Here is a 13,316-nt window from a genome sequence, read left to right on the forward strand (position 1 = left end):
CGCTGCCCTGCCATCTCGTCTTCTCCTCACTGCTGGAAGGTTGAGCTATACAAGCGAAGTGTCAACATTTAGAAGATGATTCATCGATAAATTATCAGTGAGGATGTGCTGCGTGGGTGGATGGCGCTTCTGGATCGATCGCGGCGGTACCTTCACCGACATCGTCGCGCGGGCACCTGATGGCGCGCTGTCGACTGCCAAATTGCTGAGCGAGAATCCCGAGCGGTATGCCGATGCCGCGATCGCTGGCATTCGCCAGATCCTGGGGCTGGGAGACGACGATCCATGGCCGGCGGACGCGATCGCCGAAGTGAAGATGGGTACTACGGTCGCCACCAATGCGCTGCTGGAACGAAAGGGTGCGCGCACGCTGCTGGTCGTCGATCGCGGCTTTGCCGACCTGCTGGCGATCGGCAATCAGGCGCGCCCAGCGCTGTTCGATCTGGCGATCCGGCCGGCACTGCCCTTGCACGAGCAGGTTCTCGAGATCGGCGGGCGTATCGATCGCGCTGGCGGCCTTGTAGCGCTTCTCGATGAGGGCGCCGTGTTGGCCGCCTTGCAGGCCGCGCGCGAGGAAGGGTTCGAAGCGGTGGCCATCGCGCTCACGCATGCCTGGGCGCACCCTTCCACCGAAGACCGGGTGGCGGCACTGGCGCGCGCCGCTGGCTTCCCGCAAGTCTCCGCCAGCCATGTCGTCAGTCCGCTGATCGGGCTGGTCGCGCGCGGGCGGACCAGCGTCGTCGATGCCTATCTGTCGCCCGTGCTGCGGCGTTACGTCGATCGCGTCGCCGGAGCGCTGGGCGATACGCCGCTGCACTTCATGCAATCGAACGGCGGGCTCGCCGACGCAGCGCATTTCCAAGGCAAGGACGCGATCCTCTCGGGGCCGGCAGGCGGCGTGGTTGCGGCGGCGCGCACGGCCGAACGCGTCGGGTTCGATCGGGTGATCGGCTTCGACATGGGTGGCACCTCGACCGACGTCGCGCTCTATGCCAGCGCCTTCGAGCGGGTATTCGATGCCGAGGTGGCGGGCGTCGAGATGCGCGTGCCGATGATGGCGATCGAGACAGTGGCGGCCGGCGGCGGGTCGATCTTGCATTTTGACGGCGCCCGATACCGGGTGGGTCCGGGCAGCGCCGGGGCCAATCCGGGGCCGGCCTGTTACCGGCGCGGCGGCCCATTGACCGTGACCGATGCCAATGTGCTGGTCGGCAAGGTCCGTCCAGAGCATTTTCCCGCGGTGTTCGGCTCCGGCGGTGATCAGGCCCTGGACCGGGCGATCGTGGAGCAGCGTTTCGCCGAACTCGCGGACAGGATCGCGGCAGCGACAAAATCACCCCAGGATCCGCGGGCAGTGGCGGAAGGGTTCCTGTCGATCGCCGTCGCCAACATGGCGGCGGCGATCAAGCGAGTCGCGTTGGAGCACGGCGAGGACGTGACCAGCTTCGTACTGCAATGCTTTGGTGGCGCAGGCGGGCAGCATGCCTGCCGGGTGGCGGAACTGCTGGGAATGACGCGCGTGCTGATCCATCCGCTCGCGGGGGTGCTGTCGGCCTATGGTATGGGGCTGGCCGATCGCGCATCTCTGCGCCAGCGCTCGGTCGAGCAGGCCTTCACCCCGCAAGCAATCGCGGATCTCCCCGGCCTCGCCGACGCGCTGGGGGCGGATGCCGCGGCGGATCTGGGCGGCGATGCGGCCGTTCGGCGCACCGCGATGGTGCATCTGCGCTATGCCGGTACCGATACCGCGCTGCCGGTGCCGCTCGGTGAGGTGGCAGCGATGCGGGATGCCTTCGAGGGCGCGCATCGCGCGCGGTTCGGCTTCGTCAGCCCGGATCGTGGCATCGTGATCGAAAGCATGATGGTGGAGGCAGTGCTGCCCGGCGACCCGGTGGAGGTGCCTGCCGGCGCGACACGGGTGGGCGAGGGGCCCGTGTCGCTGGACCGGGTGTCCGTCTGGACCGGCGGTGCCGAGCACGCCGTGCCGGTATTCGATCGAGCCATGCTTTGCCCCGGCGACCGGCTGACAGGACCGGCGCTGATCCGGGAAGCGACCGCGACCACGATGGTCGAGCCGGGTTGGGCGTTGAACGTGGGCGATGGCGGCGAATTGCTGCTGGAGCACATCGGCGCGGCGCCGCGGACCGAGCCTGACCCCGCTATCGCGGATCCCGTGCAACTGGAGCTGTTCAACACGCAGTTCATGGGCATCGCCGAGCAAATGGGCGTGGTGCTGCGCAACACTTCCAGCAGCGTCAACATGAAGGAGCGGCTGGATTTCTCCTGCGCCCTGTTCGATGCGGAAGGGCGGCTGGTGGCGAATGCGCCGCATGTGCCCGTGCATTTAGGCGCGATGAGCGACAGTGTGCGCGCCGTGTTGGTGCGTCGAGGGGCGAGGCTGAAGCCGGGGGATGCGATCGCGCTTAACGATCCGTTCCATGGTGGCACCCATCTGCCGGACGTGACGGTGATCACGCCGGTGTTCGATGAGGATGGGCGCAAGCTGCGCTTCTTCGTCGCCAATCGGGGCCATCATGCCGATATCGGCGGGACGACGCCGGGGTCTACGCCGCCGGACTCCGCGCGCCTTAGCGAGGAAGGCGTGGTGATCGACGATTTCCTGCTGGTCGATGGCGGCGTCTTTCAGGAGGCTGCGTTCCGGCGCCTGCTGACCGAGGCCGAATGGCCGGCCCGCAACCCCGACGTCAATATCGCCGACATCAAGGCGCAGCTTGCCGCCAATGCAAACGGCGTTGCCGAGCTGCAGGCGCTGGCGGCGGCACGCGGCTGGCCGATGGTCCGCGCCTATATGGGGCATGTGATGGCGAATGCGGAGGAGAATATCCGCCGCGTCATCGCCGGTCTGTCCGATGGCGTGTTCGAGGATCGGCTGGACGATGGCGCGCCGCTGAAGGTGGCGGTCACGATCGACAGGGAGGCGCGCGAGGCGGTGGTCGACTTCACCGGTACTGGTCCCGCCAGCGCGGGCAATTTCAACGCGCCCCCCTCCGTGACCCGTGCCGTGGTGCTTTACGCCTTTCGCTGTCTCGCGGGGGAGGCGATCCCGCTCAATGAAGGCTGTCTCGCGCCGCTGCGCATCGTCATTCCGGAAGGCTCCTTCCTGGCGCCGCCGCCGGGCAGCGCCGTAGTCGCGGGCAATACCGAAGTGAGCCAGGCGCTGTGCAATGCGCTGCTCGGTGCACTGGGCGCGGCGGCCGCGTCGCAGGGGACCATGAACAACTTCCTGTTCGGCAATGAACGCTACCAATATTATGAGACGATCTGCGGCGGGGCTGGGGCGGGGCCCGGCTTCGACGGCGCCACGGCGGTCCAGACGCATATGACCAATACCCGCATCACCGATCCTGAAATCCTGGAGTTGCGTTATCCCGTGCGCCTCGATCACTTTGCGATTCGTCACGGGTCGGGCGGGCGGGGTGAGTGGCGCGGCGGCGATGGCGTCACGCGTGCGATCACGATGCTTGAGCCGATGACCGCGACTATCGTCGCGTCTCGCCGTTTGGTCGCGCCGTTCGGGCTGGCCGGTGGTGGCTCGGGTGCGCGGGGCGCACAGCGGGTGGAGCGTACCGAAGGCAGGGTCGAAACCCTCCCTGGTACGGCTCGCGTCGAGCTAGCCCCGGGCGACTGCTTCGTGATCGAAACGCCCGGCGGCGGCGGTTACGGCTCGCCCGATCTGGGGTTACGCGACTCCCGAGGGACAGCGTTGATCGATTCAAATGAAGGCGCGCATCGGACGGGTCACCGGCAAGATTGATCGACCATTCGGGCCGCGTGCCTATCGAGGCACCCGGACACTCCATCGATCATCGATGCGGCTCATGGAGGCATGAACACTTCGAATTTGCCTGTAACCTAACTGAAGCATAGCCTCTCATTTGACGGAAAATTCCCGCTGGCGCCTCGCGCACCAAGACTGGGAAAGCCGTCATGCAGGTGGACAGCCGCAGTTGCAGCCGTTTCGGAAGCGACCGTTTTTCGCCGCGAGGCGAGTCCGTTTTGTCACAGGGTTTCGATCTGTCAGGTGCGCGGCGATGGCAGCGCATGGGATGGCGCGCGTCCTGGGAGGGGAGTGATCATGCCTAGTATGACTGCACATGCACGCGCTTTGTTGGGAGCCGCAAGTCTTGGGGTTCTCGCGGCCGCCAATCTCGCCTTTCCATCGTCAGCCGCCGCCCAGGCCGCGCGGACCGTCGACGTCAACCTGCCCGCCATGCCTATGGCTGAGGCGCTTCAGGCGATCGCAGCGCAGACCGGCGAAACCATCAATTACGACCCCGATGCGGTCAAGGGCCTGACCTCCCGGCCGGTGCGTGGCGCCACGAATGCCGAGCGCGCGGTCAAGGCCGCGATCCACGGAAGCGGCTTAACCGTCTTCCCTGGGGCGAAAGAAGGGCTGGTCGTCGTCAACGACATCGTCGTCACCGCTCGGCGTGACGAAGCCGAGACGAGCGTGCTCGTCCGCCAGTCGACGACGTCTGATCGCAATGGTCTGGGGTTGCGCAATCAGCCGCGCAACACTCAGGTTATTAGCGCCAAGACTATTGAGGAGCAGCAGGCACTCAACATTACCGACATCCTGCGCAATGCGGGCGGAGTTTCGACGCTGGGCAACAGCCCCAATAGCGGCGCCAGCTATACGATCCGCGGCTTCTCAGCGGGCGGTCTGGTGAACGGCCTGACGACGACGTCGCAATATGGCGTCAACGCGGGCGCGGATCAGCCGGTCGCCAACATCGAGCGGGTCGAAGTCCTGAAGGGCCCCGATGCGCTGCTCGCCGGGTTCGGCAATCTGGGCGGCAACGTCAATGTGGTGACGAAGAAGCCGAGCGCCGAGGAGCGGTTGGCCGTCAGCTTCGACACAGGCTCGTTCGGGCTGGTGCGCGGGGTGATCGACGCCAACAACGCGATCACCGCTGACAACAAGCTGTCGGGTCGCGTCATCGCCAGCGCGCAGACGATGGACCATAATTACGGGGGCTATACGGGTGACAAGAACTGGCTGTTCGCGCCGACCCTGCGGTACAAGGATCGCCTGACCGATATCGTGATTGGCGCCAGCATCAACGAAGGCACGAGCGGCATCGGGGCATTTACGCTGTTCGACAACAAGACGCGGCAGATCATCGATCGCGATCCCTCACGGGCGATCTATGCGTCCAACCAGGGCATTCGGATCAATACCACGCGCTTCTATTTCGATGCGACGCGGCAGATCATGCCGGGTATCGACCTCGTCGTACGCGGTATGCACGACAAGACCGAGCTGACGACTCGGGCCGCCGGCGTCGGCTACAGCCGTGCGGGCGCCCTGGTGGCAGATACCCAGGGCGCGCAGCAGGACGGCTCATCCAATGCCATCGACAGCTTCGTGCGGATCAAGACTCACATCGGTGACGGCCTGAAGACCAGCTTCAACGTCGGCTATAATTACAGCGACGGCTCCGGCGCGCAGCGCAGCGGGCGGGACTTTAACCGGGCCACGAACCCGTCACTCGACGCCAGCACACCCTTGGTCGTCATACCGTGGACACCCTTTGGCAATGTGCAGATCCGCAACGGCGGCAAGCAGGAGGGGATCTATGGTCAGGCTCTGGTCGAGTTCTGGAAGATCAAGATCCTGGCCGGCGTTCGCAAGAACTGGTTCGAAAGCACATCGCAGACGTTTTTCGCAGGGCCATCGCCGTTAGTAGTGCAGCGTAAAGATGGTGTATCCCCAAGCGGCGGCATCATCTTCGACGCCACGGACAACCTTTCGATCTTCGCCAATTATGCGCGCGGCGAGCAGGCGACGTTCACGGTCGCAAAGGATGGCTCCATCCTGCCGAACATCATCACCACGAACAAGGAAGCGGGCGTCAAGCTCGACCTCTTCCAAAAGCGCGCAACGATCAATGCGTCCTACTTCGATATTCAGCAGGACAATATCATCGTTCGTGACCCGGCGGATCCGACCAACCTCTTCCCTGGACCGGGGCAGCGCGGGCGGGGCCTAGACCTGAACATCGCCGGACAATTGTTGCCGGGATGGACGGTGCTGGCGTCGTTGACGCGTACCAAATATGCGCTGCTGACGACCAACGCCCTTCAAACCGTCGTGGCGAACCAGCCGCGTGACACCTACAGCGTCTATTCGACCTATCGAACCAAGATTTCGGATGGCGTCAATGGCGGCGTTTCGGCTGGCCTGTACGGGCGGTCGAGCTCCTACGCCAATCTACTGGGGCAATATGTCGTGCCGGCATCGCGGCAGATTGATGCGAACGCGTTCCTGAGCGTGCACGGCTTCGACATCAATATCGGTATTCGTAACATCTTCGATCGCCGAAACTACGGATCGACATCCGTCTTTACCTACGTTCCGGTTGGAGAACCGCGGAGCGTTCGCCTCAGCATTTCCAAGCGCCTGTTCTGATCGCGTATAACTGAGCGATGATACCACCTCCAGCCAATGTCGATGAGACCCGCCGCGAGGCGGGTCTCCAGTCCAACCAGCCGGCGCGAGAACGCTGGGCGCATGCGTGGCGGACCAGCACGCGTTATTTCGTGTCGGACGACTGGAAATGGGCGTGGTTTCTGGTGGCGTGCTACTGCGCGATCGAGGTTGGCACGACCTATGCCTTCCTGCTGGCCAATCAGTGGCAGCGCAACTTCTTCGACGCGATCGAGCAGCGGCAGGGCGGCCTGTTCCTGTCGCTGGTCTTCGCTTTTTCGATGATCATCCTTCTCCAGATCGGGACATCCTTTGCGCACAATATCGTCGGCTGGACGCTGTCGATACGGTGGCGCAAATGGATGACCGAATGGTATCTGGGCCGCTGGTTCGCCCGAGATCGCTTCTACGAGATCGAGCGGTTGCGGATGATCGACAATCCGGACCAGCGCATTGCCGAGGATGTGAAGGAATTCACGTCGATGGGCACGGTCTATGGCACGTCGCCGCTCAGCATCCTGATCGCGCTCATCTTCAGCGTAATCCGTGCGGTCGCCTTCGGCGCCATATTGCTGGAGACATCGTCGCCGATCAGCATTCCCCTGTTCGGCTACCGCATCCCATTGCCTGGTGGCGACCTCATCTGGTTCGCGATCATCTACGTCCTGGTCGGCACGACGGTCATCACCTGGATCGGCAGGCCGTTCGTGCGCAGACGGATGCGCGAACAACATTATGACGCGGACTTCCGCAGCGATCTGATCCACGTCCGGCGCAACAGCGAACAGATCGCCTTTTCGGGGGCGCAAGGGACCGAGCAGGGTGGCCTGCGCGTCGCCTTCGAGAATATCCGGCGCAACTGGTATCGGCTGATGCTGGCGAATGCGGGCTTGCAGGTCGGGCAGGGCTTCTATCAGCAGGTCATGGGCATCATCCCGCTGTTCCTGACCGTGCCCAAATATTTCGCGGGCGCGATCAGCTTCGGTCAGGTCCAGGCCGCGCGCGACGCTTTTTCGCAGTTCTCGGGTACCTTGTCCTATATCGTTACCGCCTATCCCAGCATTGCCCGCCAGATCGCCAACTTCAACCGTCTAAAGGCGCTGGACGATGCGATCGATCAGGAGCGGCCACGCGGCATCGGCTTTACGCCCGGCGGCACGCCCGACGGTGTCGCCATCAGCGCGACGGGCCTGGTGCTGCGTCGCCCGAATGGCGAGCCGCTGATGGAGGTTTCGGACTGGACGATCCGTGACGGTGAGCGCTGGGTGATCGAAGGGCCGTCGGGCACGGGCAAGACCACGCTACTGCGCGCCATCGCTGGCTTATGGCCGGATGGCGCGGGGCAGGTAGCGATGACGAAGCGCGGTAGCGCGATGCTGGTACCGCAGCGACTGTACCTGCCGCTCGGCACGCTCAAGAACGCGATCTGCTTCCCCGACCGGGCGGAGGATCATGACGACGCGACCATCGCGGCGCTGCTGGAGCGGGTCCGGCTGGACGCCCATGCCGATGCCATGCACGAACTGCGCATGTGGCAAGACGAGTTGTCGCCCGGCGAGCAGCAGCGTGTCGCGCTCGCGCGAATCCTGTTGCAGCGGCCAAGCCTGTTGATCGTAGACGAGGCGACCAGCGCGCTCGACGCCGACAATGCGGCGCATTTTTACCAGGCAGTGATTGCCGCGATGCCAGACGCCACCATCGTCAGCGTCGTGCACAATGAGAAGCTGGCCGCTTATCACACGCATCGCCTGCGCCTGCACCACGGACATGCCACGATATCGATGATCGCAGAGGACGCGGCGTGAGCGAGTTGCTGACTCAGAGCGAGACGGCCATGCGCGAGGCGGCGGAGCGCGCGGTCGAACTGGCGGCCAGGCGGGGCGCCCGCGCCCGCGCTTCGGTCCAACATGAGGGCATAGCGAAGACCGCGATGCGCGGAGGCGAGATCGAAACGGCCGAGCGCAGCGGCAGTCAGGGACTGAGCCTCACCGTCTTTCATGAGGGACGGCGCGGATCGGCCTCGACGGCCGGGCTCGATCGGCCCGCGATCGAGCGCGTGGTCGAGGAAGCGATGTTGATCGCAGGGCACGTTCAGCCCGATCCCGATGCAGATCTGCCCCCCGCCGAGTGGCTAGCCTTCGCGAGCTCCGCGCCGCTGCTCTACGCCGACAGCCCCCGCAGCCCCAAGGCGATGCTGGAAGCTGCGAGCGCGATGGACCGAGTTGCAACCGGGATCGCGGCGGCGGACAGCCGGCTGCGGGCTGGGGAATCGGTAGCGGTGGCGACCGAGGGTCTTTGGGCTCTGGCGACGAGCGATGGCTTCTGCCGCAGTGCGATGCGTTCGAATGACTCGCGCTGGACGGTAATGCTGGCGCAGGATGAGGGTGGCGGCATCTCCGACTTCTGCCAATCGCAGGAGCGGCGCGTCGATGCCTTGGTCTCCGCCGAACAACTCGTGAAGATCGCCGCCGAACGTGCCCGCAGTGCTTTGGGCGCGCGCTCGATCGACAACCGTCGTTGCCCTGTGCTGTTCGAGCCGCGTGTCGCCGCCACGCTGGTTGCCGAACTTGCGGGCGCGCTGACGGGAGCGGCGCAACATCGGCGAATGAGCTTCCTGCCCGATCCGATCGGGCGGCGCGTCGCCGCGCCGCACCTCGCTCTTCACGAAGATCCGTTCGAGCCGCTGGGGCTGGCCAGCGGCGGCCTCGACAGCGAAGGGATCGCCGGATCGTCGCGCGCCGTCCTCCGGTCGGGCGTGGTCGAAGGGCTGTTCCTTTCGAGCTACACCGCGCGCAAGCTGGGCCTGGCCTCGACCGGCAATGCCGATGGCTATTACAATCTGCGGCTGACCAGCACCGCCGAAAGCGGCGACTGGGCCGCGATGCTGCGGATGCTCGGCACCGGGCTGGTCGTCACCCAGTTTCAGGGCGGCAAGACCGATCCCGCGAGCGGCAACTGGACCCAGGCGGTGCGCGGCCTCTGGGTTGAGGGCGGGGAAATTGCCCATGCCGTAACCGATGTGACGCTGGCCGGGACCATGCCCGCGATGCTGAACGGCATCCGCGCGGTTGGCCAGGATGTCGAGCGGATGGGCGCGATCCGCACCGGCTCGATCCTGGTCGATGACATGCGCGTGGGAGGCAGGGCATGAACGGCGGCGCACTCGCGATCGACCGCGCAACCGCGCGATTGCTTGGCCCGGCGGGGCTCGACGAGGCGGCGATCGCTCGCGCGCTTGGCGAACTGGCCGGCGGCGGCGCCGATCTCGCCGACCTCTATTTCGAGGCGACCAGCATGCGTGGCTGGCAGCTCGAAGGCGGGCGTGTAACGCAGGGCAGCTTTTCGATGCGGCAGGGTGTTGGTGCGCGTGCGGCCCATCGAGGCCAGGTCAGCTTCGCCCATTCCGCCGATATTCGCGAGGGTGCCTTGCTCGACACGGTCCGTGCGGTCCGGACGCTCGAGCGGCGCGGCGACGCGGCGCGCCATCCGCAGGGCATCGCGCTCGACCGCCGGGCGGCCGGCCATGATCTCTATCCTGCGATCGATCCGGTCAAGGTCGAGGATGCGACCGCCTGGATCGCCATTCTGGAGCGGATCGACGAACGCGCACGGGCACAAGACCCGCGCATCGTGCGGGTTGACGCCAATGTCCGCGCGACCGACACGACGGTTCTGGTCGCCGACGCTGGCGGATTGCTGGCCGGCGACGTGCGGCCGATGACGATCCTGTCGATGGTCGTCATCGCCGAGCATAATGGCCAGCGCGCGCGCGGTCAGGCGGGACTGGGGCGGCGCGCCGGGCTCGACGGGTTCGCTACCGCCGAGATAGACGCGATGGTCGGGACCGCGACGCGCATGGCGCTCAACAACCTCGACGCCATGCCCGCGCCGATCGGCGAAATGCCGATCGTGCTGGGACCAGGCTATCCCGGTGTGCTGTTCCACGAGGCGGTGGGACATGGCCTGGAGGGCGACCATCACCGCAAGCATCTGTCCGCCTTCGACGGCAAGGTCGGCGAGCGGATTGCAGCGCCCGGCGTCACGGTAATCGACGATGGCGGAATTCCAGGGCGGCTGGGGTCGCTGGGCATCGATGACGAAGGCACCGCGCCGGACCGCACCGTGCTGGTCGAGGACGGTATATTGACCGGGCTCATGCAGGACCGGCTCAACGCGGGGCTGATGAACGCGTGCTCGACCGGCAACGGCCGTCGCCAGTCCTACGCGCATCTGCCGATGCCACGCATGACCAACACCTTCCTCGCGAACGGCAGCGCCGATCCGGCCGACATCATCGCCTCGATCGATCGCGGCATCTATGCGACCGAATTCGACGGCGGGCAGGTCGATATCGTCACGGGCCGGTTCAACTTCACTACGATCGAGGCCTGGCTGGTCGAGAAAGGCAAGCTGGTCGCGCCGGTGCGCGGTGCCACGCTGATCGGCGTTGGGCACGAGGCGCTGCGCCATGTTTCGATGATCGGCAACGATCTGGCGCTGGACACCGGCATGGCGACCTGCGGCAAGCAGGGGCAGTCGCTGCACGTCAGCGTCGGCCAGCCCACGCTGCGCATCGATCGGATGATGGTTGGCGGGCAGGCCGGCTGAACCCCCATTGCAGACAAGGAAAATCATTATGCGTAACGCGACCGAGCAGGATTTCGATGACATCGTCCTGAAGAACGACAAGCCGGTGCTCGTCGACTTCTGGGCACCCTGGTGCGCGCCGTGCAAGGCGCTGGCTCCCACGCTCGACGAAATCGCCGCGGAATATGCCGAGGAGATGGAGATCGTGAAGGTCGATATCGAGGCAAATCCGAAGCTTGCCGAGCGGTTCGAGGTGCGCGGTATCCCGCTGTTGATGATCGTGAAGGACGGGTCGGAGACCGCACGGACCTTCGGCACGCTCTCGCGCAGTCGCCTCGACGCCTTCGTCGATGCGAATGTCGGCGGGGCAGAATGATGCGCGTTGTCACCTTCCACGGCGATCTGGCGGTCAAGGCGCAGGCGCTGGAGCGGCTGCGGCACCACATCATGGCGGGCAACTTTGTCTATTTCCCGGCGTGGGAAGATGGAAAGGCCAACGTCATCGGCGCTGTGATGGAGGCCGACGATACGCCGGGCTATGCAGAAAAGCTGGGATATCCACTCGGTCTGGCCGACACACTGCCGATGTTCGTCAACGGCTTTCGCCCGCAAGCCGAGGCCGCGCGTTTTGCGGACGCGTGGCTGGAGCGGACGCCGGTAGGAGCAGATCTGACGCAGATCGTCTCGCAACTGGTGCTGGACCTGCTCGCCAACCCCGAACTGGTCGCGATGACCAAACGTCACCCGGACGTCGAGCGGGGCCGTAGGGCGATCATGGCATTGCACCAGCGCGCGGTCGACGGCGACGAACCCGATCGAAAGACGTGGAAGGCGGCACGTCTGGCCGCTGTCGCCGCAACAGATGCCTTCGAGGAGGAGACACTCGATCGCTGGGCGGCGCAGGTTATCGAGGCAGCGGCTTGGCCCGGCGCGATGCGAACCGTCTTGCGCGACACGCTTGGCGGGCTGAGTGCCTTCGAGATGCACCTGTCGCTGTCCAGAATCGGTTGGACGAAGGAAGACGAGAGCCGCGTGTTCCATATCCGCGAACAAGCCGAAAAGGACGGCTTCAAGGCCGAGTTTTCCGGGCTCGATCGCGTGCTGGCAATCCTCGACGCCGACCATCCCGCTTTGGCGGGGCAGTTTCGCCTTCGGCTGGAGGGGGTCGAGGAGGCCACCGAGCGGTATCGGGCGACGGGCTGGAAAACGATCGAGATGATGGAACAGGCACCGCTCGCCGCCCCCGAACGCGCGGACGAGAGGGCACGAGCGTAAAATGCCGCGGGAGAACGAGCCGGATATACGGCACAGCAAGCTTCTCATCATCGGCTCCGGCCCGGCGGGTTACACCGCAGCCGTCTATGGCGCGCGGGCCGCGCTGGCGCCGATGCTGATCGAGGGACCGCAACCGGGCGGGCAGTTGACCATCACCACCGAGGTCGAGAACTGGCCGGGCGACGAAAGCGTGCTTGGTCCCGACCTGATGGTACGAATGGGCGAGCAGGTGCGCAAAGCCGGCGTCGATGTTGTCAGCGACCTGATCGTCGAAGTCGATCTGACCCGCGCACCGTTCCTCGCGATCGGCGATGGCGGCACGCACTATACTGCCGACACGATCGTCGTGGCGACAGGAGCGTCGGCGCGCTGGCTGGGACTGGAAAGCGAGACAAAATATCGCGGACGAGGCGTCTCGGCCTGCGCGACGTGCGACGGCTTCTTCTATCGCGACCGCGTCTGCGCGGTGGTCGGTGGCGGTAATACTGCGGTGGAGGAGGCGCTTTATCTCACCAATTTTGCCGAGAAGGTCTATCTTGTCCATCGCCGCGATATTCTGCGCGCCGATCGCACCAATCAGACGCGGCTCCGGGCCAATCCCAAGGTCGAGATGATCTGGAACGCCGAAGTCGCCGAGGTTTTGGGCGATAGCGGCGGCGTGACCGGCGTGGCGCTGCGCGATACGCGCGACGGCACGATGTCGCATCTCGCGGCGCACGGTCTGTTCGTCGCGATTGGCCACGATCCCGCGACCGCGCTGTTCAAGGGGCAACTGCATATGGACGACGAAGGCTATATCCTCGTCACACCGGGTTCGACCGCGACCAGCGTGCCGGGCGTGTTCGCGGCGGGCGATGTACAGGACAAGCTGTTCCGCCAGGCGGTCACCTCCGCAGGCATGGGCTGCATGGCCGCGCTGGAGGCCGAGCGATACCTGGCCGGACATAACACCCATGCCATCGCCGCCGAGGGCGCCGACACCGGCCTACTGGTTTGAGAGAAA

8 protein-coding genes are annotated in these 13,316 nt (G+C 65.3%); all 8 read left to right on the forward strand.

Going from position 1 to position 13,316, the window contains the following annotated elements; translation table 11 throughout:
- The first annotated feature begins 103 nt into the window (after positions 1 to 103).
- The 8 genes from GGR46_RS14340 to trxB all read left to right on the forward strand — a co-directional run bounded on the left by GGR46_RS14340 (position 104) and on the right by trxB (position 13,310).
- A complete protein-coding gene (locus GGR46_RS14340; RefSeq protein WP_183998611.1) occupies positions 104 to 3,775 on the forward strand; it encodes a hydantoinase B/oxoprolinase family protein in 3,672 nt (1,223 codons plus the stop codon).
- A gap of 330 nt (positions 3,776 to 4,105) precedes the next feature.
- Positions 4,106 to 6,433, forward strand: a complete 2,328-nt coding sequence (locus tag GGR46_RS14345; protein ID WP_183998612.1) for a TonB-dependent siderophore receptor — start codon at positions 4,106 to 4,108, stop codon at positions 6,431 to 6,433.
- 17 nt (positions 6,434 to 6,450) lie between these two features.
- Entirely contained in the window at positions 6,451 to 8,256 is a 1,806-nt protein-coding gene (locus tag GGR46_RS14350; protein ID WP_221262741.1) for an ABC transporter ATP-binding protein/permease, read from the forward strand.
- Complete coding sequence (locus tag GGR46_RS14355; RefSeq protein WP_183998613.1) at positions 8,253 to 9,602, forward strand: metallopeptidase TldD-related protein; 1,350 nt, start codon at positions 8,253 to 8,255, stop codon at positions 9,600 to 9,602. The genes GGR46_RS14350 and GGR46_RS14355 overlap by 4 nt, the downstream gene beginning before the upstream one ends.
- The gene (locus tag GGR46_RS14360) at positions 9,599 to 11,059 is read left to right on the forward strand and encodes a metallopeptidase TldD-related protein (RefSeq protein ID WP_183998614.1); all 1,461 of its coding nucleotides are present in this window, start codon (positions 9,599 to 9,601) and stop codon (positions 11,057 to 11,059) included. Before GGR46_RS14355 ends, GGR46_RS14360 begins: the two co-directional genes overlap by 4 nt.
- A 28-nt stretch (positions 11,060 to 11,087) precedes the next feature.
- Positions 11,088 to 11,414 (forward strand): thioredoxin, encoded by a 327-nt coding sequence (trxA, locus tag GGR46_RS14365; protein ID WP_183998615.1) that lies wholly within the window; start codon positions 11,088 to 11,090, stop codon positions 11,412 to 11,414.
- A complete protein-coding gene (locus GGR46_RS14370; RefSeq protein WP_183998616.1) occupies positions 11,414 to 12,313 on the forward strand; it encodes a hypothetical protein in 900 nt (299 codons plus the stop codon). Before trxA ends, GGR46_RS14370 begins: the two co-directional genes overlap by 1 nt.
- A 1-nt stretch (position 12,314) precedes the next feature.
- Positions 12,315 to 13,310: a thioredoxin-disulfide reductase gene (trxB, locus tag GGR46_RS14375; protein ID WP_183998617.1), complete on the forward strand. Its 996-nt coding sequence runs from the start codon at positions 12,315 to 12,317 to the stop codon at positions 13,308 to 13,310.
- Positions 13,311 to 13,316 lie beyond the last annotated feature (6 nt).

The organism is Sphingomonas kyeonggiensis (assembly GCF_014196745.1).
Lineage (GTDB): Bacteria > Pseudomonadota > Alphaproteobacteria > Sphingomonadales > Sphingomonadaceae > Sphingomonas > Sphingomonas kyeonggiensis.